The 25,558-nt window shown below is 58.7% G+C and carries 24 protein-coding genes; 12 read left to right on the top strand and 12 right to left on the bottom strand.

Translation table 11 applies throughout. The features are described 5' to 3' along the window. Both creD and queF read right to left on the bottom strand, forming a co-directional pair. A complete protein-coding gene (gene creD / locus LJD29_RS16195; protein ID WP_446742593.1) occupies positions 1 to 1,395 on the bottom strand; it encodes a cell envelope integrity protein CreD in 1,395 nt (464 codons plus the stop codon). A gap of 387 nt (positions 1,396 to 1,782) precedes the next feature. Then, on the bottom strand, positions 1,783 to 2,187 hold the full coding sequence (queF, locus tag LJD29_RS16190; RefSeq protein ID WP_446742592.1) for a preQ(1) synthase: 405 nt from the start codon (positions 2,185 to 2,187) through the stop codon (positions 1,783 to 1,785). Between the two features lie 217 nt (positions 2,188 to 2,404). On the opposite strand from queF, the gene LJD29_RS16185 reads away from it, so the two are divergent. The 3 genes from LJD29_RS16185 to LJD29_RS16175 all read left to right on the top strand — a co-directional run bounded on the left by LJD29_RS16185 (position 2,405) and on the right by LJD29_RS16175 (position 5,985). Further along, positions 2,405 to 3,589, top strand: a complete 1,185-nt coding sequence (locus tag LJD29_RS16185; protein ID WP_446742591.1) for an efflux RND transporter periplasmic adaptor subunit — start codon at positions 2,405 to 2,407, stop codon at positions 3,587 to 3,589. A gap of 28 nt (positions 3,590 to 3,617) precedes the next feature. Next, on the top strand, positions 3,618 to 4,607 hold the full coding sequence (locus tag LJD29_RS16180; RefSeq protein ID WP_446742590.1) for a tetratricopeptide repeat protein: 990 nt from the start codon (positions 3,618 to 3,620) through the stop codon (positions 4,605 to 4,607). A gap of 67 nt (positions 4,608 to 4,674) precedes the next feature. Further along, positions 4,675 to 5,985, top strand: a complete 1,311-nt coding sequence (locus tag LJD29_RS16175) for a TolC family protein (RefSeq protein ID WP_446742589.1) — start codon at positions 4,675 to 4,677, stop codon at positions 5,983 to 5,985. A gap of 43 nt (positions 5,986 to 6,028) precedes the next feature. Here the strand turns inward: LJD29_RS16175 and LJD29_RS16170 are convergent, their stop codons facing one another. After that, positions 6,029 to 7,540 (bottom strand): glycoside hydrolase family 30 protein, encoded by a 1,512-nt coding sequence (locus tag LJD29_RS16170; protein WP_446742588.1) that lies wholly within the window; start codon positions 7,538 to 7,540, stop codon positions 6,029 to 6,031. 50 nt (positions 7,541 to 7,590) lie between these two features. Continuing rightward, positions 7,591 to 8,241 (bottom strand): DUF2238 domain-containing protein, encoded by a 651-nt coding sequence (locus LJD29_RS16165; RefSeq protein ID WP_446742587.1) that lies wholly within the window; start codon positions 8,239 to 8,241, stop codon positions 7,591 to 7,593. A 117-nt stretch (positions 8,242 to 8,358) separates the two neighbouring features. Here LJD29_RS16165 and LJD29_RS16160 point away from each other — a divergent pair, with 117 nt between their 5' ends. Beyond that, positions 8,359 to 9,879, top strand: coding sequence for a PAS domain S-box protein (locus LJD29_RS16160; protein ID WP_446742586.1), 1,521 nt, complete (start codon positions 8,359 to 8,361; stop codon positions 9,877 to 9,879). A 17-nt stretch (positions 9,880 to 9,896) separates the two neighbouring features. After that, complete coding sequence (locus LJD29_RS16155) at positions 9,897 to 10,676, top strand: DUF3050 domain-containing protein (RefSeq protein ID WP_446742585.1); 780 nt, start codon at positions 9,897 to 9,899, stop codon at positions 10,674 to 10,676. Positions 10,677 to 10,682: 6 nt separating this feature from the next. Here LJD29_RS16155 and LJD29_RS16150 read toward each other — a convergent pair whose 3' ends face one another. Beyond that, positions 10,683 to 12,236, bottom strand: coding sequence for a carboxylesterase/lipase family protein (locus LJD29_RS16150; RefSeq protein WP_446742584.1), 1,554 nt, complete (start codon positions 12,234 to 12,236; stop codon positions 10,683 to 10,685). A gap of 136 nt (positions 12,237 to 12,372) precedes the next feature. Then, complete coding sequence (locus LJD29_RS16145) at positions 12,373 to 13,602, bottom strand: serine hydrolase domain-containing protein (RefSeq protein ID WP_446742583.1); 1,230 nt, start codon at positions 13,600 to 13,602, stop codon at positions 12,373 to 12,375. A gap of 377 nt (positions 13,603 to 13,979) precedes the next feature. Between LJD29_RS16145 and LJD29_RS16140 the strand changes: the two genes are divergently transcribed. After that, complete coding sequence (locus LJD29_RS16140) at positions 13,980 to 14,183, top strand: cold-shock protein (RefSeq protein ID WP_446742582.1); 204 nt, start codon at positions 13,980 to 13,982, stop codon at positions 14,181 to 14,183. A gap of 151 nt (positions 14,184 to 14,334) precedes the next feature. On the opposite strand, the gene LJD29_RS16135 is transcribed toward LJD29_RS16140, so the two are convergent. From LJD29_RS16135 to hpnJ, 3 genes are all read right to left on the bottom strand, one after another. Continuing rightward, on the bottom strand, positions 14,335 to 14,733 hold the full coding sequence (locus LJD29_RS16135; protein ID WP_446742581.1) for a DMT family transporter: 399 nt from the start codon (positions 14,731 to 14,733) through the stop codon (positions 14,335 to 14,337). Further along, positions 14,730 to 15,185 carry a DMT family transporter gene (locus LJD29_RS16130; RefSeq protein ID WP_446742580.1) on the bottom strand — a complete coding sequence of 152 codons (456 nt, stop codon included), beginning with the start codon at positions 15,183 to 15,185 and terminating at the stop codon, positions 14,730 to 14,732. The genes LJD29_RS16135 and LJD29_RS16130 overlap by 4 nt, the downstream gene beginning before the upstream one ends. Before the next feature lie 61 nt (positions 15,186 to 15,246). After that, positions 15,247 to 16,725, bottom strand: a complete 1,479-nt coding sequence (hpnJ, locus tag LJD29_RS16125; protein ID WP_446742579.1) for a hopanoid biosynthesis associated radical SAM protein HpnJ — start codon at positions 16,723 to 16,725, stop codon at positions 15,247 to 15,249. Between the two features lie 521 nt (positions 16,726 to 17,246). Here hpnJ and LJD29_RS16120 point away from each other — a divergent pair. From LJD29_RS16120 to LJD29_RS16105, 4 genes are all read left to right on the top strand, one after another. After that, positions 17,247 to 18,776 (top strand): GGDEF domain-containing protein, encoded by a 1,530-nt coding sequence (locus LJD29_RS16120; RefSeq protein WP_446742578.1) that lies wholly within the window; start codon positions 17,247 to 17,249, stop codon positions 18,774 to 18,776. Between the two features lie 69 nt (positions 18,777 to 18,845). After that, positions 18,846 to 19,115: a DUF2277 domain-containing protein gene (locus tag LJD29_RS16115; RefSeq protein ID WP_446742577.1), complete on the top strand. Its 270-nt coding sequence runs from the start codon at positions 18,846 to 18,848 to the stop codon at positions 19,113 to 19,115. A 143-nt stretch (positions 19,116 to 19,258) separates the two neighbouring features. After that, positions 19,259 to 19,654: a hypothetical protein gene (locus LJD29_RS16110; RefSeq protein WP_446742576.1), complete on the top strand. Its 396-nt coding sequence runs from the start codon at positions 19,259 to 19,261 to the stop codon at positions 19,652 to 19,654. Positions 19,655 to 19,753: 99 nt separating this feature from the next. After that, a complete protein-coding gene (locus LJD29_RS16105) occupies positions 19,754 to 19,990 on the top strand; it encodes a DUF3606 domain-containing protein (protein ID WP_446742575.1) in 237 nt (78 codons plus the stop codon). A 33-nt stretch (positions 19,991 to 20,023) separates the two neighbouring features. On the opposite strand, the gene LJD29_RS16100 is transcribed toward LJD29_RS16105, so the two are convergent. Then, positions 20,024 to 20,638, bottom strand: coding sequence for an SEN1982 family lipoprotein (locus LJD29_RS16100; protein ID WP_446742574.1), 615 nt, complete (start codon positions 20,636 to 20,638; stop codon positions 20,024 to 20,026). Positions 20,639 to 20,844: 206 nt separating this feature from the next. Here LJD29_RS16100 and LJD29_RS16095 point away from each other — a divergent pair, with 206 nt between their 5' ends. Continuing rightward, positions 20,845 to 21,231 carry a secondary thiamine-phosphate synthase enzyme YjbQ gene (locus LJD29_RS16095; protein ID WP_446742573.1) on the top strand — a complete coding sequence of 129 codons (387 nt, stop codon included), beginning with the start codon at positions 20,845 to 20,847 and terminating at the stop codon, positions 21,229 to 21,231. Between the two features lie 8 nt (positions 21,232 to 21,239). Here LJD29_RS16095 and LJD29_RS16090 read toward each other — a convergent pair whose 3' ends face one another. Beyond that, positions 21,240 to 22,508: a peptidylprolyl isomerase gene (locus LJD29_RS16090; protein WP_446742572.1), complete on the bottom strand. Its 1,269-nt coding sequence runs from the start codon at positions 22,506 to 22,508 to the stop codon at positions 21,240 to 21,242. A gap of 222 nt (positions 22,509 to 22,730) precedes the next feature. On the opposite strand from LJD29_RS16090, the gene LJD29_RS16085 reads away from it, so the two are divergent. Then, positions 22,731 to 23,723 (top strand): substrate-binding domain-containing protein, encoded by a 993-nt coding sequence (locus LJD29_RS16085; protein WP_446742571.1) that lies wholly within the window; start codon positions 22,731 to 22,733, stop codon positions 23,721 to 23,723. A 78-nt stretch (positions 23,724 to 23,801) separates the two neighbouring features. Here the strand turns inward: LJD29_RS16085 and LJD29_RS16080 are convergent, their stop codons facing one another. Next, positions 23,802 to 25,418: a sensor domain-containing phosphodiesterase gene (locus tag LJD29_RS16080; RefSeq protein ID WP_446742570.1), complete on the bottom strand. Its 1,617-nt coding sequence runs from the start codon at positions 25,416 to 25,418 to the stop codon at positions 23,802 to 23,804. Between the last annotated feature and the right edge of the window lie 140 nt (positions 25,419 to 25,558).

The raw sequence follows: 25,558 nt of genomic DNA, 5'->3' as shown, positions 1-25,558 counted from the left end.
CTATATTCTGCCGCCTGCAGCATCGGGATTCTTGCTGGCAGGTAAACCATACCAATCGATTCCGCGTGTGAGGTACATTGCCGCGGCCACTGCAAGGAAACTGGCGGCTGCGCCCACCATGAGCGCATTGTCCTCAAGCGTAAGCAGCAGGTAAATCAAGGTGTAAAGCAAGGAGAAAATCACAAAGGCTCGCACCGCCTGCAGACGGCTCTTGAAGATCCATCCAGCATTTGCCGAAAGCAGCCCGACCGTAGCCGCGCCTGCAAGAATAAAGCCCCAGGCGAAACCAATTCTCTCCGCGAAAGAAAGCAGCAGCAGATAAAAGATGATCTGCGCCATGCCCACCAGGATGTATTGCGCCGGATGAACACGCATGCCGGTCGTCGCCTCAAAGACGAAGTAAGTAAGAAAGACCAGTCCCAGGAACAACAGGATGTACTTGAGCGAACGGCTCACCGATTGATAAGGATCGGCGACCTCGACAAAGGATACCCCCATCGCGGTTGTATCAAGGCCACTAACGGAGCTGCCAATTCCCTGCGCGCGAACATTGCGAGCGATAAATGGCACCGACCATTCGGCGGTAAATCCGTGATCCGAGACGCTTCTTCTAAACGGCATCACCCCTCCATCGAATCCGGGATTGCGCCAGTCGCCCTCGGCAACCACGCGCGTCGTTTTTCCGTAAGCGAGTACAGCAATCTTTTGCGCCCCAGAGAATTTGAGCAACGAGCTTACATGGAATTTCTGCCCTCCATTCACCAGCCCTTCGGCTCCCATGCCGAACAGAGAAAGCTTCAGGTGATGGTTCTCTTGGCCCAGGACAAAGTTGTCCACCTGCTCCGCCGGCATCAATGCCGCCGTACCCAAAGGCGTCGTCAGCGTCGCGTCTGCAAGGGCTCCGCGCGTGTCACTTACACCCACAACGATTTCCGCATGGCTCCAATCGAGATTAGCTCCTGAGGGAATAGACGCCGGTACGCTCGAGAGATCGAAGTCCGCGTCCAGTTTCACATCGGCCTGAAAGACGGGCACGCGAAACAGCGAGCGATGACGCTCCTCTGTCCTGGTCCTGACGTTTGCGGAGGCCTGCACCGGAAAGATCAGGTAGTCTCCACGCTCCGGAGTACTGACGGGATTCTCCGCTGGAATGCTGTATGGAACCACGAGTGTCGGTCCCAGAAAAGTCTGCGGGCCTCCAATGTGTTCGCTGATTTCGCTCGCCACACCCTCGGCGCGTTTGCTCCGGTCGTCGACCAGGCTATCTACAAAGAAAGCGGGAATGGCCATTACAAGAGCCATGCCACACACCACAATCAGCTTCACTCCCATGGACAGGGCCTGTAGCCGGTTGCGAAAAGAGACGGGGGACGACTGTCCCGGGATAGATTCCATTGAGCAGCTCCGTATTGTAAAGTACTTTACATTGCAAAGCAATTAGGCAAAAAATCTGTTAACGATCAGCATCGGATTATTCCCGAAAACCCCTCATCGTGCCGTTCAGACGCAAGGCGAATCAGCTGTTGGCTGGCGAAGCAATCATCAAGATAGCCTGCTTCCGAGAAAGCAACTTTACAATGCAAAGTAATTGAGGCTCAAGTCCATGTCAACAAGTAACTCCCCGGAAGCGAACCCATCACCCTGAACGGACGACAGCAAGGAAACCAATTTGGCGAGGGCGGAGGCAAGACCGGCACACCTGGTTGGAAGACGAAAAAGCCAGCCTTCAAAGGCTGGCTTTTCTCAAGGAGGGTTTTAAGAAATACAGCTAAATCGTTATCGCTACTTAACTTCCGGGCGAGGCCAGCGGGCGTCGACGATCGTCGAGATACCGCCGCGAGGACGGAAGTCGCCATGCACATGCGCCCAGACCGGGTCGCAGGCTTTCACCACGTCCTCGAGGATCTGGTTGACGATATTCTCCTGAAAAATTCCCAGATTGCGGTAGCAGAAGAGATATTCCTTCCAGCTCTTCAGCTCCAGGCACTTCTCGCGCGGCATGTAGCGCAGCTGGATGACGCCGAAGTCGGGCAGCCCGGTCTTGGGGCAGACCGAGGTAAATTCCGGGTCGTCGATCAGAATCTCGTAAGCCGGAAACTGGTTCTGCCAGGTTTCAATCTCTGGAAAATCGAAGTCGAGCCCTGCCTTCGCGTGCTCGTCGGTGTAGCGTGCCGTGGTTGTTGCCATAGTTCCAGTATAGAAGAGCTCAGGGCTCAGAGCACAGAACTCAGTTCCCACTACAGCCCTTGCTGCGTTCTGAGCCCTGAGCTTTGCCCTCTTGATTCTTTGCCACCGAAGGCTATCCAACAGAATCTTATATACTCAACGATGGTTCAGGGCCCGAATGGCGATAAGCAAGCGTAGACGACTCAATTCGATTTGGCTGTGGTTAGGCGCGGCCGTTGTGCTGGCCGGCATATTTTATATAGCCCGGCTAGCGACTCGTACCCGCATTCCGGTACGCACCGCCGTGGTTTCCCGCAGCGAACTGAGCGCCTCCGTTTCGACCAATGGCCGCGTTGAGCCGGAGTTCAACTTCGAGGCTCATGCCCCCGTCGCCGGGTTGGTAAAGAAGCGTTATGTCGTTGAAGGACAGAAGGTTACCAAGGGTGAGTTGCTCATTACCATGGACGACAGCGATGCTCGCGCCAAGGTAGCCGCGGCGCTTGCCTCGGTGCGTGCCGCCCAGGCCTCCTACAGCGATATGCAGCGTGGCGGAACGCAGGAAGAGCGTCTTTCGCTGGGCGGCGACGTGAACCGCTCTGCCACAGACCGTGACCAGGCTCAGCGCGATCTGGACACACTCAAGAAGCTCCAGATGACGGGTTCAGCCTCGGCGAACGAAGTGGCCGCAGCCCAGCAACGGCTCGACCAGGCCAATGCCTCGCTGAACCTGCTGCACCAGCGCACCACGGGCCGCTACAGCACCGGCGATCTTGCCCGCGCGAAATCCACGCTCGACGAGGCCCAGGCAGGCTACGAGGCAGCTAAGACTGTCCTCGACCAGACATCCGTGCGCGCTCCGTTCGACGGCACCGTGTATTCGGTTCCCGTTTCAGCGACCGATTACGTACAGCCGGGAACGACCCTCCTAGAAATGGCCGACCTCTCCAAGATGAGAGTGCACGGCTACTTCGACGAACCCGAGATCGGCAAGCTGCGCGTGGGCCAGCCGATCACCGTGGAATGGGATGCAAAGCCCGGAAAAACCTGGCATGGCTCGATCCTTCGCGTGCCCTCGAACATCATTCTTTTTGGAACGACCCGTAACGTCGGCGAAGTCATTATCGCGGTCAATGACGCCGACGACGATCTGCTGCCTAATACGAATGTGCGCGTGAAGGTGACGACCTCCAGCGAGAAGAGCGCCCTGAATATCCCCAGGGAGGCGCTTCACTCGGAACGTGGCGACTCCTACGTGTATCGCGTAGCGAATGGGACTCTGCACCGGGTGCCCGTACGCGTGGGCAATATCAACCTGACGCAGGTGGAGATCCTCAGCGGGTTAAATGACGGCGACGTGGTGGCGCTGGGCAGCACGACCGGCCAACCCATCGGAGACCGTGCGCCGGTGGTTGAAGCGAAGTAAGCTCCATCGCAAACGAAAAGGTTTCGAATTGGCTTTTGCCTGGAAAAAATGGATAGCGGGCTGTGTACTTGTCGCGGGCTCCTTCAGCGGTTTCGCCGTACTGACAGATCCGGCCGTGAACGAGATTCGCCGCGCTCTGAACCAGGGCCGCGCCGATGACGCACTGCAACTGCTCGGTACCGCGCTCGACAAGAACAGCAACGATGCCCAGGCTCTGAATCTGCGCTGCCGGGTCTTCTTCGCGGAACGGCGCTGGGACGAAGCCATCGGCTCTTGTGAGCAGGCCGTAAAGCTGGACAGCGGCAACAGCAACTATCACCTGTGGCTGGGCCGCGCCTATGGCGAAAAGGCTGACCGCGTCGCCTTCTTCACCGCCTATCGCATGGCCAAGCAGATTCACGCCGAGTTTGAGCAGGCAGTGAACCTCGACGGCAAGAACGTGGAAGCCCTCGCCGACCTCGGCGAATACTACATCGAGGCACCCTCCTTCCTCGGTGGAGGATATGACAAGGCCGAAGCGCTGGCTGCGCGTCTCGATTCGCTTTCGCCCGAACACGCAGCAGCGATGCGTGCCGGCATTGCCGAGCAGAAGAAGGATTACGCCACCGCAGAAAATCTGTTCAAGTCACGCATCGGTCTCGGAGCGACCTCTGCCGCGGATGCATGGATGGATCTGGGCAGCTTCTATCGTCGCCGCGGCCGTACCGACGACATGGTCGCCGCGCTGAAAAGTGGCGCCGTAGCCGACCATGTCCACGGTGTTCCCCTGGCCGACGGGGCCGCCACACTTATGCGCGCCAAGGTAGAACCACAGTTGGCCATCGAATGGATGAAGCAGTACCTGGCATCCAATGCAACCAGCGAAGAAGCTCCGCCGTTCGTTGTGCACACGCGCCTTGCCACCCTGTTGCAGCAGCAGGGGGACCAGGCCGGAGCCGATCGTGAAATTGCCGCCGCGCACGCGCTCGCAAAAGATTTTGCCGGGCCGGCCGGAAAAGCAACGAACACAGGTCGTTAACATCGCGGCGCGATCGCCGGGCAATCGACCGATAGAATCGGAGAAGTCTGTAGCAGTGAGGAAGAGCTTGGGAAAGAGCATCGGTCGACACGCAACAACCGGCATCGTCAGCGGATTCCTGCTGCTGTGCGCCTCTTCGGCGCATGCGCAGGTATCTCTGCAGACTGTTGTCGACCTCGCCATGCGCAACAGCAATACTGTGAGGGCGTCGGCAGCAGATGTGCAGCGCGCTGCCGCAGCACTGTCGGAGTCGAAGGATGCCTACCTGCCCAATTTCGTTCTCGGCTCCAGCATCGGCTACTCCTACGGATTCCCCGTCGGTCAGCCCTCGATCTACAACCTGGCGTCGAACTCGCTGCTCTATTCGTTCTCACAGCCGCAGTACATTCGCGCTGCGCACGCTGCGTTGAACTCGGCACAGCTTTCGCTGCGCGACAGCCAGGACCAGGTAACGCTCGACACCGCACTCGCTTACCTGCAGCTCGATAAGGACACGAAGGAGCTTGTCGCGTTGTCCGACGAAAAAGGCTACGCGGAGAAGCTGGCGTCGATTGAAGAAGATCGGCTCGTCGCCGGGGTGGACAGCCGCATGGAGCTGACCCGCGCGCAACTGACCGCCGCACAAGTGGACGAGAAGCGCCTGCATATTGAAGACGATGCCGAACAGCAGCGGCAGAAGCTGCACAACCTGACGGGCATGGACCCGGCAGACTTCGTCACCGATCCGAAATCGATTCCTTCCGAACCGAACTTCACGGCCGACGATCATCTCGAAGCGCGCATCGCGGACAGCAATCCCGGTATCCGCGCCGCCATGGAGAATGCGAGCTCCAAACGCTATATGTCGCACGGCGACGAGAAGGCCAACTATCGTCCGCAGCTTGCCTTCGGCGCAGAGTACAACCGCTATGCCGAGTTCAATAATTACGCGGAGTACTACCAGCGCTTCCAGCACAATAACTTCGACGTAGGCGTGCAGATCACGATTCCGCTCTTCGATGCGACCCGCCGCGCCAAGGCGCGCGAGACGTCTGCAGAAGCTGTGCGCGCCAGTGCCGATGCCGAGCAATCAAGGAACACGGTAAGCGAGCAGGTGCTTTCCCTGCGCCACAGCCTTGCCGAACTGCGCATAGAGAAGCATGTCGCCGAGCTCAAGAGCGAACTGGCACAGGAGCAGCTCGAATCCGTGCAGCAGCAGCTTGCCAACGGCAGCGGCGCTCCCGGTGCACCCCAGGCCGCTCCCAAAGACGAGCAGCAGGCACACATTCAGGAACGCGAACGCTACCAGGATGCGCTTGATGCCGGCTTCTCCATGACTCGGGCCGAGCTAAGCCTGCTGCGCCTCACCAGCCAGATCCAGAACTGGGTGAGAAAATAGGAATCAGCAATTCAAGATCAGGGATCGCATACGGCACCCGAAGCTAATCCCTGACACCTGCCCCTCGATCCTGTCCTCTGATCTGAAGCGTCGCCACCGAGTCCGCCGGCAACTTCACCACCGCGCTCTTCCCTGCCACCGCAACCTGCACAAGCTGCTCATGCGCCTGCTCATTGCGCAACAGCAGAACCATCGAACCATCAGGATTCGCGAAGGCCAGCGCATCATCGCAGGTGCCGTTGGTTTCCAGTGTCTTCGCGCCTTTGTCGACAAAATGCGTCAGGTGCTTCAGCAAATAGTAATCGTGATTGTATCGAAATGTCTTCGCGTCCCGGTTTACGCTCACGAGCGAATTCTGCGACCATCCCCATGTGCTCAGGCCGCCGTCCCCGGTAGAGATATTCCAGTACATGTAGCCGGACGCGCCGCTGCGGAAGTAATGCTTCATCAGCTGCCAGCAGTACCCTGTATAGCTCCAATCGTTCCTGCCGTCGCCGCATTCCTGCTCTGACTGGTAGATTACGAGCGCCGGAAACTCGCGGTGAATCTGCGGCAGCGCGTTCTTGCCCGCCCATTGCACGCCCACGCCCTTTACGAATGCCGCTGCCTCCCTGTCCATCATGACGGTCTCAAGCAGCTTCGGATTGCCGCGCTCCAATGTGCCGAAGAAGACATCCACCTCGCGCCTGCGCATCTCCGGGCCGAGATAGTGGAGAAACTTCGCAAGTCCTTCGGGAGTCCACGTGCAGCTGGGAAAGTTCTGCGCCGAGTTGAATTCATTCTGCGGCATCACCATGCCCACGCGGATACCCTCGGCCCGATACGCATCGATGAAGCGGCCAAAGTACTTCGCATAAGTCTCGAAGTAACGCGGCTCCTGGATGAACATGTCTTCGCCTTCATGCCCAACCTGTTCTGGACGAATGCCATTGTCCTTCATCCCCGGGTAAGCCTTCGCTTCGGCGTAAAAGCGATTGCGCTTCATCCAGCCCGGCGGCGTCCACGGCGAGGCCCAGAGCTTGAGCTCCGGCTGATGCTTCATCGCTGCATGAATAAACGGGATCAGCGTCTTCCGGTCGTGATCGATGCTGAAGTGCTTCAGCTCGAAGTCGCCGTCGGTCTCGTCGTAGCTGTAGGCTTCCGTCGCAAAGTCATTCGCGCCAATCGGCATGCGGCAGTAGTTGAAGCGTGCGCCGGCCTTCGGATCAAACAGCTCATGCATCACGCTCGCGCGGTCCTCTTCGCTGAGCGCCGAAAGCGATGTCCATCCCAGCTCGTTGAAGCAGCCGCCAAAGCCCTGCATCGGCCGCGCATCTTCAACCGTCTTTGCGGGATCGACGTTCAGGTTCAGTAGCGTCCAGGTGAATGTCGGCTTGTAGACCTGCGCAGTCTGCCACGGTTTCGCCTCCGTGGTGGTTACAAATGTGAAGCGCTCGTCGTTCATTGGCTCCGGCGGCGGCATTTGCGACATCGCCAGCCTGGAGAACGCCGAGCCTGCGGCCATCCCGGCCGTGGTTTTCAGCAGTTGCCTCCGGCTCCAAACCATCTTCTCCATGAGAGCTCCTCTCGTTTGCTGACAGATCATTCTACGCACGGCGGGCCGTTTTACGATTTGTGCGGTATGAGGGACAGCCGTTCGATCTGGCGGTTATGTACGCCGGATAGCAGAAGCTGCGCCAGGGCGGCCCCAATCAGGGCACAGAACATGTCACTCTGCGTGTCGAAAGGATCGCCCTGCGTGCCCAGGAAGGCATCGGCTCCGCTTCCCTCCAGCAGTGCCACGGCCCATTCCAGCAATTCGTAACAGGCACTGATCGCCATGCACACGCACATCACCAGCGAGAACAGCCACCAGCGTCCGGTCACGACCTTGCGCCGAATGAGAATTTCGCGGGCGACAATGGCCGGCACAAACCCCTGCGCCAGGTGTCCTACCTTGTCGTAGTCGTTGCGCTGCAGGTGCAGATGATCACGCAGCCAGTTGAAGGGTGGCACGCGCTCGTAGGTATAGTGCGCTCCTACCATCAGGATGCAGACATGAATCGCCAGCAACACATAAGCCAGGCTAGTGAAAGAAAAACGCCGGTAGGTTGCAGCCAACACGGGAATACCGATCAGTGCCGGGAAAGCTTCCAGCCACCAGGTCATCCGGTCCGCGGCGTTGACCCACGACCAGACAAGGACGACGAAAACTGCCAGAAGCAGCCACACCGGCAGCAACTGTTCTGCCGGCAACGAGTAATCGCGCTGTCGCATAAGGCTGTTTCTTTCTAACAGATCCATGACGCGGAGGCCAGCGCTTTTCGGCGCCTGCGGAAGGCAACTTCCATTTTCAGTTTCCTGCCTTTTCTCGCGTAAAATAAGGATTCGGACATGTCCCAGGGCAACAATTCCATCCATCCCAGACCAGACGAAATCTGGCTCCGCCTGATAGCGGATTCGCTGCCGGCGTACGTCGCTTACGTCGACGAAAACCTCTGCTATCGCATGGTCAATCGCAAGTACGGCGAGCAGTTCGGGCTGGAAGTGGCAAAGATCCTCAATCGTCCGGTGAAGGAAGTGCTGGGGGCATCGTACGAAAACGTGCGGCATCATCTGGAAGGCGCTCTTTCCGGCCGGACGCAGCGCTTTGAAACACGCATGAAAACCCTGGAGGGCAATCGTGTCCTGCTGGTCACGCACCTGCCCGATCGCGACGATACGGGCCACGTTCGCGGCATTATCGTTCATGGGGTCGACGTCACGGAGCGCCACCAGGCCGAGCAGGCGCTGCGACGCAGCGAAGACCGCTTCCGCATCCTGCTTGAACGCGCCAGTGTCGGCATCAACATCGGCAATGCGCAGGGCGAACTCTCGTATATGAATCCCGCACTGCTCGATATCCTCGGCTACTCGGAGGAGGATGTGCAGGCAGGCCGCGTGCGCTGGGACGAGCTGACACCGGAAAAGTTCGTCGAAAAAGACAAACTGGCACTGGTGCAGTTGAAGGATACCGGCTTCGCCCAACCCTACGAAAAGGAATATCGCGCGAAGGACGGGCGGCTGATTCCCATGCTGCTCGGAGCCGCCATCATTCCCAATCTCACGCAGGAAGAGAGTGAAGACATTGCCGTCTTCTTCACCGACCTCACCCTGCAGAAGACAGCCGAGCGCGCGCTGGTGCAGAGCGAGAAGCTGGCCGCGGTCGGCAAGCTCGCTGCTTCCATCGCGCATGAAATAAACAATCCGCTCGAAGCTGTCACCAACCTGCTCTTCCTGGCGCGGCAGGACCCTTCGCTCTCACAACAGGCCCGGGAATACCTCGAAACCGCAGACCGCGAGCTCACGCGCATGGGCCAGGTGACCTCGCAGACATTGCGCTTCCATCGCCAGTCCACGCGCGCCCAGACCCTCGGTATCGAGCAGCTCGTTATCGAGGCGCTTAAGCTGTACGCTTCGCGCCTGAACAACGCGCGAATCCCGGTCAAGCTAAAGGACGGCCACGATGCCTCGCTCACCTGCTACGAGTCCGACATCCGCCAGGTGCTCAACAATCTCATCGGCAACGCGATCGATGCAATGCGCGGCGGCGGCAACCTCATCATCCGCACTCGCAACTCGACTAACTGGCGTAACGGAATAGCAGGAGTGCGCGTCACCATTGCTGACAGCGGAACCGGCATGCCTCCCGAGGTGCAGACCCAGGCCTTCGAGGCTTTCTATACCACCAAGGGCATCAATGGCACCGGCCTTGGCTTATGGATCTGCCAGCGCATCACGCACAAGCATCGCGGCAGGCTGTGCGTAAAGAGTTCGGTCGCCCCTTCGCGTCATGGAACAGTCTTCACGCTTTGGCTGCCGAAGGAACTTGCGCCCGACGCCAGCCAGGGATGGGTGCCGGACGCCCTCATCTGAAAACACCCGAGAACAGAATGTCCCAGGTAATCGCCGATCTCGCCCCTATCGCAGCAATCGAACAACGCATCGCTCCCCTGCGTCAGCACCTTGCCACGCATCCCCTGTACTCTGCAATCGACGACGCGGCGAAGCTGCGCCTGTTCATGCAGTCGCATGTGTTCGCCGTGTGGGACTTCATGTCCCTGCTCAAGGCTCTGCAAAACCAGCTCACCTGCGTCACGGTTCCGTGGGTGCCATCGGCTTTTCCGCAAAGCCGCCGCTTCATCAACGAGATCGTTCTCGGAGAGGAGTCCGACGTCTTCGAAGGGCGCACGGTCAGCCACTTCGAGCTGTATCTCGAAGCGATGGAACAGTCGGGCGCAGACACGTTGCCCGTACGCGCGCTCCTCGGCAGCCTGACTTCGAAGCCGCTGAAGGAAGCACTGCAGCCAGTTCCGTCCTCCGCCCGGGCTTTCGTTCAAAGCACCTTCAGCCTGATCGAGTCCGGCAGTCTTCACGCCATGGCGGCAGCCTTCACCTTCGGCCGCGAAGACATCATCCCGGAGATGTTTCGCGCCTTCGTTCGCGACCTGAGCCATCGCAGCAAAGACTTTTCCATCTTCGCCTGGTATCTGGAGCGTCACATTGAGGTTGATGGCGAAAACCACGGACCGCTGTCACTGCGCATGGTCGCGGACCTCTGCGGAACAGACGGGCGGCTGTGGAACGAAGCTGCGGAGGCAGCAGAACGCGCTCTCCAGGCGCGGCTCGCGCTTTGGGATTCTATCCTCGAGGAGATCCAGCAGGCTCGCTGAGCGAGCCTACATCACACCGTCCCACAGCCGCAGCTCCTGCTCGGCCGGCTTCTGATCCACATGGCTCTGCGTGTCGAGGATCATCGTTGCGCGGTCCTGCGTCGTGTAGCGCGGCCATTGCGGCAGTCCGCTTGCTGCAGGCGCTCCGCCCTTGATGAACGCCGCCCATGCATTATGCATCTGGCTGGCGATCATCGCTTCAGCTTCGGCATTTGCTGCGGTCTTATGCGGATAATTCCAGACCAGCACGTTATCCAGCGAGTGATAGGCGTAGCCGGATAGCCTGCCGTCCGTCTCCGAGAAATCGAGGCGGTACATGTAAGCCTCTCCGCCGCCGCCGACGTGCGCATCGGCCACGCGCACCGATGGAATCCAGTACTCTTCCGCGGTAACGGCGCGAATGCGTCGCTGTTCCACAGTCATGTCCGGATACACCTTGGCATAGCGCTTGTACACCGGCTCAAACTGCTCAACGGAGATGTTGCCCAAATCCGCTGCGGCTGCGTCCTTTGCCGGATGCGGTCCGATAAACAACGCGCTCTCGTCGCGATTGGTGCCAATAAGCAGCCGCTTACCGTGTGAGGATCCCTGCTGAATAGCGCGGATCGGCGTCTGCGGAACGAACGTGCCATCAATCTCCGCACGCAACGGGAAGTGCTGCGGCCAGTCGCGGATGAACACTCTCTGCGCCGCGACCAGGGCAGCCGCATCGGCAGTCAACAGGTCGCCAGTCTTTGAGCCGGTCTTCGTCCACACATCGTTGTATCCATGCGCGACGCGAGCCGCGTTGTCCGCTGGCCAGATACGCTCCGCCCCGCCGCTCTCCGAGATCATTCCATGAAACAATCCCTGCGCCGCCGGCACGCCCATCAGCAGGCACGTAAGCTTGGCACCAGCTGATTCGCCGCCGATGGTCACCTGCTTCGGATCGCCGCCAAAGGCCGCGATGTTCTTCTGAACCCATTCCAGCGCAGAGACAAGATCGCGCATCGCATTGTTTGCCGCGCCCGCATACTGCGAACCCAGCAGCGGACCTACATCGAGAAAGCCCAGCGAGCCCAGCCGATATGCCACCGTTACGCATACAATTCCGTTCTTCGCGAACTGCGTGCCGTTGAAGATCGGCTCGAACGAGCGCCCTCCGGTGAATCCGCCACCGTGAATGTAAACAAATACCGGGTAGGTTCCCTTCGCCTCGGGAGCCCAGATGTTCAGGTAGAGGCAGTCTTCGCTGATCGGGTATGCGGTTGGCGGCTGCATTGCCGCGTTGGGAAAGTCCACTGCAGGCCGCACACCCTTCCACGGCTGCGCGGCTGCAGGAGGATGGAATCGCATCGTCCCAATGGGAGGAGCCGCGAACGGAATGCCTTTGAAGATGCGCGAGTTATCCGAGAGCACGCCCTGCACCTTGCCGAGAGCCGTTTCCACAATGGGATGCTCGTCCGGTTTCAACAACGGAGCGGCGAAGAGGCGCGGGTTCAACCCCTGGGAAGCGAGAGCGGCAGACGCGGAAAGGAGAAAAGAACGTCGTGAAACAACAGCCAGGCCGGATTTAGACATTCAGCAGAGGGCTCCAGTAGGAATCGAAGACATTGTCTCAGATGTAAAGTGGGATGCGGACAGCGGCGGGAGCCGGCAGAAACATGAAACTTTAGGTTGATTCCGCTATCCGGCCGCCGTCACGACAGAGCCGTTTTCAGGACTTCCCCGCATAATCTCCGTATTCCCATTCATACGGCACTCCGGTGTCGCCAAGAATGAACCGCACCAGTTCGGCGAAGCCCGCCTCCGAACGCACATCGTTCGACAGGATCACCACGCAGCGCTGGCTACGATCGATGCACACCATCGTGTTCGCGGTCTGGTCGTCGTGACCGCCCTTGTAAAAGCCTGGCCCCTGAGGACCATCGAAAAGAATCACACCGAGGCCCGCGTTCAGGTCCTTGCGTTGTCGAGCGGCAGGCGCGTCGGGCCCGAAGTTGGGAAACTGGTGCGCCGTCGTAATGTGAAATGCCGGGCGCAGCATCTCGGCATGCGCAGCGGGGCTAAGCCCATTCCCTGCCACCAGCGCCGCCGCGAACTTCGGAATGTCTTCGATGGTCGTGTTCATTGACCCGGCCACGCGTATCTTGCTGCGCTTGCTGTGAGGCTGCGGCTCGCCCTTATCGTTCCATCCATCGGCGACATTCGCGTCCTGCCCGTTGCGCCAGGTCATATAGGTGCGCGTCATCCCGAGCCGGTCGAAGTTCGCCTTCATCATCGCGCCCAGGTCAATGCCCAGCCCCTTGCCGGTGCTGCCATGCTCGATGGCGAACTGCAACAGCAGCAATCCTTCACCGGAATAGCTGTACTGCGTTCCCGGCTCGAAGTGGATCTTCAGCTTCTGGTCCGGCTCGGCAAACCAGAAATTCGCAAAGCCCGTCGAGTGCTGCAGGCACATACGGGGAGTGATCTTCTGCCATCGCGGATCGTTGGCAAGGTCAGCGAATCCGCCGTAAAAATCGCGGAACTGGGGAGTCGTGTCGTACTCCGGCAGCGGCTTTTCGAGATCGTCCTTAATCGGAGTATCCAGGCTGAGCTTGCCCTGGTCGACCAGTTGCATCACGTTGTACGCGAAGACGGCCTTTGTGATCGACGCTGCATACATCACGGTGTTCGTCTGTAAGGGATCGCCCTGCGCATTGCGCACGCCATAGGCCTGTACATACTTCACGCGGCCACGATCGACAACCGCCACCGCCATGCCTTTTGCCTGCGTCCGCTGCATGATCGAGCCGACCCTGGCATCGATCTCCCTGCCATTCGGAATCTGCTGCGCGAAAGCACCTGCTGGCAGGCAGCAGGCCGCCAGAACGACCAATTCCCATTGCGAAAAGATCACACCACTGCGGCGAATCGCCGCCAAAAGACTCGTGGCTACGCTCATTGCTGGACTCACTCTCCCGGACGACTCGACCAATCTACCACCGCACCTGCCCTATACCAGCCATTTTTCGGGCCATTCTGAGAGCCGCCCAATTCTTCGCGGAACGGTTTACGGATACACGCTAAGATATTGAAGATAAAGGAAAAATCCACATGCAGGCAGGCTAATACAGTCGCCAGCACCGACCTATTTTCTATATCCCCGGCATTTGAATTTCCGGTAAACGGATTGATTCGCGGCTTCCTGCGGAGTACACTTAAGTCACGCTCGTATTTTGAGTGGGTCTTACACAGCGTGATGCTCCATCAAGCACTGCCTGCCGCGATACCTTCCTCGATTTTTTCAAGCGCAATTCAGTAATAAAGGAATCTCCCATCATGGAACAGGGCATTGTAAAGTGGTTCAACGACGCTAAGGGTTTTGGCTTCATCACGCGTGACGCCAACAACGAAGACATCTTCGTGCACTTCTCGGCGATCCAGTCGAATGGCTTCCGCAGCCTGCAGGAAGCTCAGCGCGTTCAGTTCAACGTCGTGAAGGGACCCAAGGGTCTCCAGGCCGAGAACGTTCAGGCCATCTAACTGTTTGCCTTCGGGCACAGTTCAAAGCGGGAACCTTCGGGTTCCCGCTTTTTGCGTTTTAGACTGCTAATTCTCTGAATAGTCATTCCGAACGCAGTAAGGGATCTGCACCTCGGCTGGTCAGACTTTGCGGCTTTCCTGGACTTTGCCTTTAGACCTTCACCATCAGCAAAGTCACGCCGGCGCAGACAAACACCGCGGCAATCCACCGCCGGCTATCCACGTTTTCCTTAAGGAAGAACTTCGCCGCGACGGCATTCGTGACAAAGGTCAGCGAGGCAGATGCGGGACCGACCAGGCTCAGGTCGGCGTGGCTCAACGCGAAGAGCAGCGAAAAGAAGCTCAACGCCATGAAGAAGACTCCGCCGACGAAGCGGAAGTTGCTCAGCACCGCACCGATAGCTCCAATGAGTCCACTCTTTGCCTTGATCTCGTCGAGGTCGCCGATGTAGCGCATGGCCGCGGCGATCAGCACGTCTCCGATGGTTGCGAAGACGACGATGGCCGCGATCATGGCGGCATCTGCCCATCCATGCTCTGCGTGCATCATGAGATCCTCGCTTCTTCCACCGGCGCGGCGGCCTGGGCGCATGCCGGAACCTTCTTTTCTACCTCGGTGTACGACGGCCCCCTGGTTACGAAGCCCACTCCTACGGTAATGAGCAGGATGCCGAGCCAGCGAATGGGCGAGATGTACTCGCCCAGCCAGAAGTGCGCCAAGAGCGCGATCAGCACGTTACCGATGGAGGTGGCCGGAAGTACAAATGTCAGATCCGCCCAGGAGAGCGATGCGAGATACGAGGAGAAGAAGCAGATCAGCATGGCGATGCCGGCGAGGATCTGCGGGGTGCGCAGCGCGACAATCAGCGAGCCGAGATGCGACAGCGATACCGGGCCGACATGCTTCATACCCGCGCTGAGCAGGGCATCGCCCAGCGGTGCGGTGACCGCGACAACTCCCAGGACCAGGTACCGCCGGAATGTCATGGTGGATTTCGTCATGTTCTCTACAAATAAGGACGGCCAGCACCGGCTGGCCGTCTCATTTTTTCTTTCGAACCGGCTACGCTCCGGCTTTGGCGGGAGTAGTCGGCTCGCCTGCTGCCTGGCGCTTGCTCTCCTTCACAACCTTGTTACGCTGGGCGCGAAGCTTCAGGAACGACTTCGACTCGGCGTACAGACGCTTGAGGTCGCGGTTGATGATGGCCTTGCTCACAACGCGCCACGCCGCCTTGGGGCGGAAGTAGTATTCGTCGTAGAAGCGGTGAACCATCTCGAGCACGTATTCCTTGGGCAGGCCCGGGTACTCGATGTGCGCAAGCTGGTGGCCTTCTTCGTCGACCATCTGGCCTTCGTTCACGATGAAGCCGTTCGCTTTGGCATAGTCGTAGAACTCGGTGCCGGGATAGGCGTGGGCAATCGAGACCTGGATGGTTTCGACGTCGAGGCTCTTGGCGAAGTTGATCGTGTTGCGGATCGATTCCTTCGTCTCGCCGGGCAGGCCGAGAATAAAGTCGCCGTGGATGGTCAGACCGAGGTCGTGGCAATCCTTGGTGAACTCACGCGCGCGCTCGACGGTGGCACCCTTCTTGATGTTCTTGAGAATCTGCGGATCGCCCGACTCGTAGCCGACGATCAGCAGGCGGCAGCCGGCTTCGCGCATGGCCTTCAGCGTTTCGCGGTCAGTGGTAACGCGCGAGGTGCAGGACCAGGTGAGACCGAGCGGCTTGAGCTTGGCGCAGAGCTCGACGGTGCGCGCCTTCTGGATGTTGAAGGTGTCGTCGTCGAAGAAGTACTCCTTCACATGCGGGAAGAGCTTCTTGGCGTGCGCCATTTCCGCAGCCACGTCATCGGTGGAGCGCTTGCGCCACGCATGACCCGAGAGCGTCTGCGGCCACAGGCAGAAGGTGCACTGCGCCGGGCAGCCGCGCGTCGAGTAAAGCGACACATAAGGATGCAGCAGGAACGGGACGTTGTACTTGGTCACGTCCATGTCGCGGTTATAGATGTCCGTGACCCATGGCATCGCATCGAGGTTCTCGACCTGCGGGCGATCGGGATTGTGAACGATCTTGCCGTCCTTGCGGTAGCTGATGCCGAGGATCTCGTCGAGCGGCTTGCCGTTGGCAAATTCCACGACCGAGAAGTCGAACTCACGGCGGCAGACGAAGTCGATCGTCGGGCACTCGTTGAGAGCGCGGTCGGGCGACGTGGTGACCGGCGGGCCGACGAAGGCCACGCGAATGGTCGGGTTCACGCGCTTGATGGCTTCGGCCAGCTTCTGATCGCCTGTCCAGCCCGGGGTGCTGGTGAATAGCACCAGGAACTCGTAACCCTTTGCAATCTCAATGGTTTCATCAGCGGAGACGTGATGCGGAGGCGCATCGAGCAGCTTCGACCCCTCAAGCATGCCAGCCGGATAGGCCAGCCATACGGGGTACCAGTAGGACTCGATCTCACGCGTGGCAGGCCAGCGCGAGCTGGCGCCGCCATCGAAATTCTCAAAGGACGGAGGATTCAAAAACAGTGTTTTCAGTGGCATGACGTGTAGCGTCCAGTTTACCACTTTGGGGCTGAAAGTGCTGTGCCGAGGGTGCAGGTTTGGAGATGAGTTGCTGTCTCTGCCAACTCCGCCGGGTGGCCCATTCAAGCCCCGCCTTTGGGCTTGAGTGGGTGGCAAGATCTTCGTCAGTCGTAGCTTCAACAACCATCCATGTTGGGCTACAAACGCGAGAACTACTCGCCGGCACACTCCTCCCGAGCCAGTAATTCCCCACTCAAGCCCAAAAGCAGGCTTGAATGGGCCACCCGTCGGTAAAAGTATTAATCAAGTACTGGGAGGTTATTTCATACTCCAGCAATACACAATGGACGCTCTGCTCACCGCGATTCAGATTGAGACCGCATCTCTCACCTGATCGGCTAAGGAGGTGGACTATCAAGCCCTGCCGTCGGGCTTGTATAGGCCACAAGCCGGAACATCAAGACCTGTGCGATACCACGCCTCAGAATCCAGATGGTAAGCTGGTCTACATTTCGTAAACATCTTGTTGCGAGAACGCGATGAAAAGACGGCTAAGACTGGGCGTTCTTCTTGGGTCTGCCCTGGGACTGCTTGCCTTACAGGCATTACTCATCTGGCGGTACCGCGAGTTCTCGGGGGACCTGAACGACTACTTTACGTTTGGAGCCACAGCGCTGGGGTTTTCAGCCTGCCTTTGGCGCACCTTCCGTGCTCCTGAGAAAACCCGGCTGCCCTGGGCGCTGTTTACCTGCGGAATCTTTTTGTGGCTAATTGGCATATCCGGTTCAGTCTGGTTCACCGTAGTCAAGAATGTTTCCGACGTGGCCGTTTACTTTTTCCACCTGGCCTATTTCCTGTACGGCGTGCCGCTGATGCTCGCGATATCCCTGCCGATGGGAGAAGATCGGCAGCCGCTTTTTCTTTGGCTGGACGGATTGCAATCGCTGATCACCGCTTGTGTGGCGTATGTTGCGTTGTTTTCGGCATTTCCAATCGGTGGCCAACAGGTTCAACCGATCTCCGCGGAGATCATGGCAGCAACTTACAACGTTGAAAACCTGGTGCTGGCCATCGGTTCGACATTGCGGTTGATCGCCCATCCGGAACACGGCCCTGTTCGCAGGCTCTATCGAACTTTCTCGCTCTTCCTTTGGGTCTACGCGGTATGTGCTGGCGTGTACAACCACATGACGCTGCGGCTGAATGGCATCATTTATTTTTACGGCCTGCTGGCTCTAGCGCCCTTCCTGTGCCTGGCCGTCGATGTGTTCTCGCTGCGGGGGCCGGAACCAGCCGGAGAGACTTCAGCAGGCGGCAGCAGCCTGCTGGCGGAATGGCTGGATAACGCGAGTCCTGTTCTTTATACGACGGCTCTGCTTCTGCTCGGCCTTTCCATCGCCAGGAAGCACTTTTACTGGGGAAGCGCTTCGATTCTTGTCGCCCTGGCGGTTTACATGCTGCGATCGACGCTTCTGCAGACCCAGGTCATGCGCGCGCAGCGCGCTCTTAGCAGAGCCAATCGCCAGCTGGAAGCGTTATCGCTTACGGACGGTCTGACGGGAGTCGCAAACCGTCGTTGCTTCGACAGAATGCTGCAATTGGAATGGAGCCGGGCATTCCGGCTGGCGCAGCCTTTGTCTCTGCTGCTGATCGATATCGACTTCTTTAAGAGCCTGAATGATCGCTACGGCCATCTGCAGGGTGACTCATGCCTGGTGTCGGTGGCGCAGGCGTTGTCTCAATCGCTGGGACGGTCCGGCGATATGCTGGCGCGCTACGGCGGCGAGGAGTTCGCGGCGATCCTTGCCGACACGGATCATCAGGGCGCCGAAGCAGTGGCCATGCGGATGCGCGAGGCCGTGCATGCCTTGAAGATTGTGAATGAGACCACGCTGGGCGACTACGTGACGGTCAGCATGGGCATGACCACAGGAGTGCCCGGAGAAAGCACTTCAGCCTCACTGCTTGTCGATACCGCCGATCACGCGCTCTATACCGCGAAACGAAACGGCCGCGACTGCTATGCGTTTCTGCCGTTGATGAGCGAGGCAAACAATCCGTCAAGCTAAGAAGCCGCGGATGAGCTGCATGCAGGCAGGGAGGCTAGTAAGTGTAGATTGGTAGGCGGAGCTTGAACCATGTGCCGGAACATCAAAACATTATTCAACTTTGATCCACCTGTGACGCCTGAGGAAGTGCGGGCCGCGTCGCTGCAGTTCGTGCGGAAGATCAGTGGCTTCAACAAGCCGTCGAAGGCGAACGAAGAGGCCTTTGCTGCTGCGGTCAATGGGATTGCGAAGGTCTCCATGGAATTGCTGGCTTCGCTTGAGACAAACTCTCCGGCCAAGAACCGCGAGGAAGAAGCCGCAAAGCATAAAGCTAAGAGCGCGAAACGATTTGTCGCCTGACCGCCGGGTGATCTGTGGCTTGCTCCAAAGAATCGGCCCATCCCGGCACCCGCGATCTGGTGACGTTTACGTGACAACTTCACGTCCTCCCCTCGCTATAAAGAGATCATTCTGCGATCAGTCTGTTCTCTCGAGAGGGATGCATGCGTCGTTTGTTCGTTTTGCTGTTAGTTCTGTCTGCTGCGGCCTCGTTGCATGGCCAGAAAACCCGTTACGGGCAGGAATTGCCTTTCCCTAAAAAAGATGTGGATTATCCCCTGACTGTCCATGTGTCTGCAATTCACCTGCGCTGGAACTGCCTGCAGGGCTACTGCACCAGAGACTTTATCCTCAACTCGCTTGTCGCGGGCAGGAAACGGGAGTTTACATGTTCCTCCGGCATCCCCGAGGGTTCCCATAGCCCGCTGCCAGTGACGCTCGGAGACACGCACGGACGAGCGCTGCCGAAGGAATCCGGAGACGAGTTTGGGGACGACTACGAGCTCCTGACGACGAACGGGAGAGTGATAAAGTGCTGGCTGTCCGGGATTTCCGAATAGCCAGGCAACCTCGCGGACAAAGTCGGGTCAATTCGCGGAAGACATCCTCTCCCTCTGCCTCCTCATCCATCAGAGAGAGCAGGAAGAGAGGAGTTTCCTTTGTCCGAACATCAACATCGTCAAGCATCGAAAGAACACCAGCCGCACGCTATCCACGAAGAAACGACCAAGGGCCCGCATGATCCCAAGATCATCAATCCCAAGCTATCCTCTGATATTGCGTACTGGTCCAAGGAGTTTGGCGTGACGGGCGATGCGCTGCATGAGGCGATCCGCAGCCACGGCACGCATGTAGACAAGGTTCGCGCCGCACTGCACCCTACAAAGACGGCTTAATAGCAGTTGCCCGCCAATGTGTTCCCTTCTGGTCTATTTGGGCGCGGGACCGGATGGGAGCGCATTTGCCGGGCCGACAGCCACGTCCCATCCGTGGCCGGTATCCTTCAGCGTCGCAATCTCCGGCAGTGGCTGTGAAAGTTCCAGCGCCATCTTTGGGAAGGCCTGACGAATCGCCGGCGCCGCGGTCCAGGCCGGTGCATTGCTCAGCGCGGCGTTGTACTCGACGTCCGTGACATCGCCGAATGTCTGGTCGTGGCGTTTCTCGATCTTCCCTAAGTCATGCACGTGGGGCTTGCCATAGCAGAGGTTTCCATAGCCAGGACGGTCAGGATCGGGTCGAAAGTATGGCCGGCCAGGTACAGCCAGTTTGTAATACGGGCCGCCGCTGCCCTGGGCGCGTGAGACCAGGCCTTGCGCCGCCAAAGCTTCGAGACCCGGCAGCGTCTCCGGATCGGGCTTGTCTGCTTTTAAAAGCGCTACCGGTTCGAACCACAGGCACGAGGGCTCGGTCTGGTAGTAGCGATTGATAGCGGCCGTGGCGAGATCTTCAAAGCTCGCGGCGTGCGCCGGGGACTCCTGGTGCCTGCAGCCGATGGCCAGCGCTAAAACTGGAAGACAGGTCAGGGCGGCTGTCGTACGGTTCATCCGTTCTCCTCACTCCAGCGGTTGAGATGCGTGTGAAAGCGGGACGGCATCATGAAAGTTCGCCCCAGCTGCTCAAGCTACCGATAGCAGGCTTGTATGGAACGCTTGCTTGAGTCGCCTAGCCGTGAGTCGCCTATCATGGATCCTTACGACACTTTTCACAGAGGTAGAGAAGATTGAAGCAGTCCGTGCATGCACTGAGGATCATGACTCGTGGCCAGGGCCTTTATGAGTTCACATCCGATATCAACGATTGGCTCGCGAGCCAAAAAGTGCAGACTGGACTGCTGACCGTCTTCTGCCGCCATACGTCGGCGTCGCTTCTTGTCCAGGAAAATGCAGACCCAACGGTGCAGCACGACATCAAGGCTTATTTCAGCCGGATCGCGCCGGAAGATGGGCCGTACATTCACAACTACGAAGGCTCGGACGATATGCCTGCCCACCTGAAGACCGCCCTGACCCAGGTACAGCTGTCGATCCCCATCGTGACCGGCAGCCTCGTGCTCGGCACCTGGCAGGGTGTTTATCTCTTCGAACACCGCGTGCGCCCGCATCGGCGGGAGATCGTACTCCACGTAATTGGAGAATGACGCCCCGTCTATTGCCTGGGCGCTGATGCAGCACCGGCAGGCCCGGTCTTTCGCACGATCGATACCTTCGTGATGGTTACAGGCTTGAGCGGGCGGTTGTTCTTGTCGCGTGGAAGATTCGCGATCTTCTGCGCCAATGCCACGGATGCATCGTCACACTGCCCGAAGATGGTGTAATGCGCGTTCAGCCGCGATACGGGGACTTCCGTGATGAAGAACTCGCTGTCGTTCGTGTCCGGCCCGGCGTTGGCCATCGCCAGCCGTCCGGGGCGATCGAAGAGCAGCCCATCGATCGGCTCGATGCTGTACTTGATGCCCGTTCCCGCGTCTTCCTTGAGCGGGTCTTCGTGCGGATAATCCTGGTTCTGAATCATGAAGTCGGGCAGGACCCGGTTGAAGTGGAGTCCTTCGTAAAAGTGGCCATGCATCAACGCCTTTGTCTTGGGATCGTGCCAGGCCATCGTACCGGTCGCCAGGCCTGTAAAGGTGCCGGTCGCCTTTGGGGTCTCTTCGAAGAGCCGGCAGGTGAAGCGTCCTTCTGTTGTATTGATCAGGGCTGTTGGTCCCGTAGGCTCCGGGGCCGGTATCGGGTTCACTGGCACCGGCACAGGCTGCGGAACAACATTCAAGGGATCTACATCCGGTGCCATGTGCGGCAGCGGCTGCCCCGGCTGCACGATCGCGATGTGACGAATCGCCACCGCTCTCGAAGGGTGGTTATCCGTAGCCAACAGCTGGTGCGAAATATCGTGCGCAACCTGTTGCGAGGCATCGTCACACTGCCCGAAGACCACTTCTCCCGCACGGGATGCGAGCTCCATATTTGCGTGAGCGGTTACAGAAAACATCGAACTGCTGACTTTTCCGTCAACACCGGCCATCGCCAGCCGTCCGCCGCGATCGAAGGTCAGGCCGGTTTTCTCCATGGGAAGCGGATCGCCCGCGACACCTTTGAGGTTTCCCAGGCGATCGCCGGCCACGATGCTATCGGATGCGCCCATGATTGCTGTCGCGTCATAGAACGGAACGCCATGCATCGTCTGCCCCGTGGCCTGGTCCTTCCAATCCTTGCTTCCGGTTGCCAGCCCCACAAAATTCGCGGTTATTTCTGGCGCTTCCTTACTGAAAAGCCGGCATGTAATTCTTCCCTGCGAAGTATCGATGACCGCGATGGGGCCGGTCGGCAAGGGTTCCGGGGTCGCGTGCCGGGAGGTTGGCTGCCCAAGGCCGGGCAGGCAAAGCAAGGACATAAGTGCATAGACCGCAACACGGTTCATACTGCTCATACTCCACAACGAAAGTGACCTCAGGATATTCCAGGCGACGGCCCGTGAGCTTTGGATTTTCAGGCCGGCCCCATTCCGGATCAAAACAGGCTTGAATGAGTCACCTGCCTAAGGAGTAGAATTCAGCCGCGCCCTTTGCTGCGCAGACCGACCCACCCTGTTGAGATTCCCTGAGCCGGCCACAGCCTGGCGTTTCTATCGTGGGAGGATCTTATGCAGAAAGTTCTTCGCACAGGGATTGTTTCCTTGTCCCTTACTCTGCTCCTGCTCGGCGGTTGCAGGCGCCACTCCAGCAAAGAAACTTATTACCTCGTATCGAACAACCTGAGCCTGCCCTATTGGAAGACAGCGGCGATGGGGTTTGAGAAAGCTGCGGCCGAGTACCATGTAACGGCAAAGATCGTCGGCCCAAACAACTACGATGCCGCGGCGGAATCGCAGGCATTCGATCAGGCCGCGGCCACGAAACCAGCCGGCATTCTCGTTTCCGTGGCCGATGCTTCGACCATGCAATCGCAGATCGATGCGGCGCTCGCCCTGGGCGTTCCGGTCATCACCATGGACTCGGACGCGCCGCACAGCCATCGCATCTTCTTCATCGGGACCAACAACCGCGAAGCCGGCCGGCTGGGCGGAGAGCGCGTAGCGGAACGGCTACACGGCAAGGGGAACGTGGTCTTCTTCACCATGCCGGGCCAGCCCAACCTCGACGAGCGCATGAACGGCTACATGGAAGTCTTTGCGGAGCATCCGGGCATTAAAGTGGCGGAGATCTTCAACATCAAGGGCGACTCCGGCAATGCCATGGACAAGACACCGCAATACCTGGCGCAGACGGGAGCCAACAAAATCGACGCCTTCGTCTGCCTTGAAGCTTCGGCAGGAAAGGACGTGGCGGAGATTCTCGAAAGAGACAAGGCGACCGACCGCCTGCTGGTCGCCATGGACGTGGACCCCGACACTCTGGAGCTCATCAAGAAGGGCGTGATCGACGCCACGATCGCGCAGAAGCCTTACACAATGGCTTACTACGGGCTGAAGGCGCTCGACGAGCTACATCACTCGCAGCTCAAGGGCATGGGAACAGACTACGGCGTAGATACGTTCTCGCCGGTTCCGGTCTTCGTCGATACAGGGACAGCGAGAGTCGATAAAGACAATGTCGACATCTACGCGGCTACGGCCACACAGGCCGCGCAACCTTAGCCCATTCAGGCCGGGTCACCCGTCCGTGATGGTGTCATCGTCACGGATGGGACCGGCAGCCATTTGTTGACCGGGCTATCAGCCGTGTCCTTCGCTTCGCGCGGTGAAAGCCTTCACCATTTCGCGGAGCCTCTTGAGCTCGTCGATGTCCTCGGTGCTTCCGTAGAAGCGCCAGACTTTGCCGGCATCGTCCAACACTGCCTTGCCGCGGAGTCGTATCCAAAACACGCTTCCGTCGAAGCGAGTCGCGCGGCATTCGAAGTCCATGGGCTCCCCGGTACTGAGGCAGTGTTGGATGATCTCGATGACGCCCTCGCGGTCTTCATCGACAACCGTGTCGAGATATCCGCGATTGAGAACCTCCTCGCGTGTGAAGCCGGTCACCTTTTCCCACTTGCTTCCTATCTCGATGATGTTTCCGTTCTTGTCCAGTATCCATGGGGTTTCCGGGTTCAGATCGATGATGGTGCGGAAGCGCAGTTCACTCTCTTTCAGTTCCTGCTCTCGCTGCTTTCGCTCCGTAATGTCCATCACGGCAAGGCTGAGCCCGATGACCACATTCGCTTCGTCCCGTGCAGGCTCGCAGGAAAAGAGGATGACCTGGTTCGGATCTCCTGCATGAAGGGCGGGCCTCGTCAGCTCGAAGCCTCGTAAAGCTTCGCCGCCGAGCGCGCGGCGAAGGTAAGGCTCGTAGAGGGAAAACCGGTCCGGGAAAACCTCCTTTACGGTTCGCCCGATCATGGACAGGATGGCGGCTCCCTCGATCTCCGAGAAGCGCCGGTTGACGCTTATGTAGCGAAGCTCCCTGCTGAGGTAACAAAGCCCGACGGGCGCACCATCGTAAATTGCATGCAGCTGAGCAGCCCTCTCGATTGGGAAGGATCCAAGGCTGAGCAGGCTCACTTCATCATTGTTAAAGGCGTTTCTGGCGGGAGCCACAGGTGCAACGACATCGACGACGCCAGAGATTCCGGATGCGGGCAACGGCCGCCCATAGAGGTATCCCTGCCCCATGTCGCAGCCAAGGTAGAGAAGCATACTGGCCTGCTCCTCTGTCTCGATTCCCTCCGCAATGGTGGTGATACCGAGGCTCTGCCCCAGCCCGATGATCGCCGCCACGATCTTCCGGTCTTCCCGTACCCGCGTGATGCCGTTGACAAAGCTCTTATCGATCTTCAGGCCGTCGAAATATAGCGTTTGGAGATGAGCAAGGCTCGAATAGCCGGTCCCGAAATCGTCCAGGAAGATGCTGCATCCCATGCGCTTGAGCTTCCGCGTGATCTCCGTAGCCAGGTCCAGGTTGTCGACAAGAGCCGTTTCCGTTACCTCGACCACGAGGCGGCTTAGCGGGAAGTCACTTTCTTCACCGGCTTTGAAAAGCTGGTAAGGAAGATCCGGATCGCGTAACTGCATGGGAGATATGTTCACGGCTAACATCACCGACTCGGATAAATCCCCGACAGATTGGAAGGCGCTTGCCAGTACCTGCTCTGTAAGCCTTGGTAGAAGACCGGCCTTTTCGGCCATCGATATGAATATGGCCGGCAGGATGAGACCTTCTGTCGGATGGCTCCATCGCGCAAGAAGCTCGAAACCCATCAGCCGCCCGGTTCGCAACTCCCTCATCGGCTGGTAATAGGGCACTATTTCGCCCAGGTTCAAAGACCTTAGCAGATCCTGTTCATCTACCACCATGTGCCCCGCCCGTTCCGATTCCTATCGATCAAATCAGATAGCCAGAGAACATAAGTATCGAGATACGAGGGAGCGCACAAGTTATCTCTAACTTAGTAACTCGCAACATCCCCATCCTATTTCCGTCATTCCATCAATGC

Source organism: Silvibacterium acidisoli, from assembly GCA_022870745.1.
GTDB lineage: Bacteria > Acidobacteriota > Terriglobia > Terriglobales > Acidobacteriaceae > Silvibacterium.
The sequence above is the reverse complement of the archived record's forward strand: the minus strand, read 5'-3'. Positions and strand labels throughout refer to the sequence as shown.

What these genes read in the sequence shown, in the direction of transcription:
- creD (WP_446742593.1), bottom strand. Translation starts at nt 1,395, where the DNA reads ATGGAATCTATCCCGGGACAGTCGTCCCCCGTCTCTTTTCGCAACCGG.
- queF (WP_446742592.1), bottom strand. Translation starts at nt 2,187, where the DNA reads ATGGCAACAACCACGGCACGCTACACCGACGAGCACGCGAAGGCAGGG.
- LJD29_RS16170 (WP_446742588.1), bottom strand. Translation starts at nt 7,540, where the DNA reads ATGGAGAAGATGGTTTGGAGCCGGAGGCAACTGCTGAAAACCACGGCC.
- LJD29_RS16165 (WP_446742587.1), bottom strand. Translation starts at nt 8,241, where the DNA reads ATGCGACAGCGCGATTACTCGTTGCCGGCAGAACAGTTGCTGCCGGTG.
- LJD29_RS16160 (WP_446742586.1), top strand. Translation starts at nt 8,359, where the DNA reads ATGTCCCAGGGCAACAATTCCATCCATCCCAGACCAGACGAAATCTGG.
- LJD29_RS16155 (WP_446742585.1), top strand. Translation starts at nt 9,897, where the DNA reads ATGTCCCAGGTAATCGCCGATCTCGCCCCTATCGCAGCAATCGAACAA.
- LJD29_RS16150 (WP_446742584.1), bottom strand. Translation starts at nt 12,236, where the DNA reads ATGTCTAAATCCGGCCTGGCTGTTGTTTCACGACGTTCTTTTCTCCTT.
- LJD29_RS16145 (WP_446742583.1), bottom strand. Translation starts at nt 13,602, where the DNA reads ATGAGCGTAGCCACGAGTCTTTTGGCGGCGATTCGCCGCAGTGGTGTG.
- LJD29_RS16140 (WP_446742582.1), top strand. Translation starts at nt 13,980, where the DNA reads ATGGAACAGGGCATTGTAAAGTGGTTCAACGACGCTAAGGGTTTTGGC.
- LJD29_RS16135 (WP_446742581.1), bottom strand. Translation starts at nt 14,733, where the DNA reads ATGATGCACGCAGAGCATGGATGGGCAGATGCCGCCATGATCGCGGCC.
- LJD29_RS16130 (WP_446742580.1), bottom strand. Translation starts at nt 15,185, where the DNA reads ATGACGAAATCCACCATGACATTCCGGCGGTACCTGGTCCTGGGAGTT.
- hpnJ (WP_446742579.1), bottom strand. Translation starts at nt 16,725, where the DNA reads ATGCCACTGAAAACACTGTTTTTGAATCCTCCGTCCTTTGAGAATTTC.
- LJD29_RS16120 (WP_446742578.1), top strand. Translation starts at nt 17,247, where the DNA reads ATGAAAAGACGGCTAAGACTGGGCGTTCTTCTTGGGTCTGCCCTGGGA.
- LJD29_RS16115 (WP_446742577.1), top strand. Translation starts at nt 18,846, where the DNA reads ATGTGCCGGAACATCAAAACATTATTCAACTTTGATCCACCTGTGACG.
- LJD29_RS16110 (WP_446742576.1), top strand. Translation starts at nt 19,259, where the DNA reads ATGCGTCGTTTGTTCGTTTTGCTGTTAGTTCTGTCTGCTGCGGCCTCG.
- LJD29_RS16100 (WP_446742574.1), bottom strand. Translation starts at nt 20,638, where the DNA reads ATGAACCGTACGACAGCCGCCCTGACCTGTCTTCCAGTTTTAGCGCTG.
- LJD29_RS16095 (WP_446742573.1), top strand. Translation starts at nt 20,845, where the DNA reads ATGACTCGTGGCCAGGGCCTTTATGAGTTCACATCCGATATCAACGAT.
- LJD29_RS16090 (WP_446742572.1), bottom strand. Translation starts at nt 22,508, where the DNA reads ATGAACCGTGTTGCGGTCTATGCACTTATGTCCTTGCTTTGCCTGCCC.
- LJD29_RS16085 (WP_446742571.1), top strand. Translation starts at nt 22,731, where the DNA reads ATGCAGAAAGTTCTTCGCACAGGGATTGTTTCCTTGTCCCTTACTCTG.
- LJD29_RS16080 (WP_446742570.1), bottom strand. Translation starts at nt 25,418, where the DNA reads ATGGTGGTAGATGAACAGGATCTGCTAAGGTCTTTGAACCTGGGCGAA.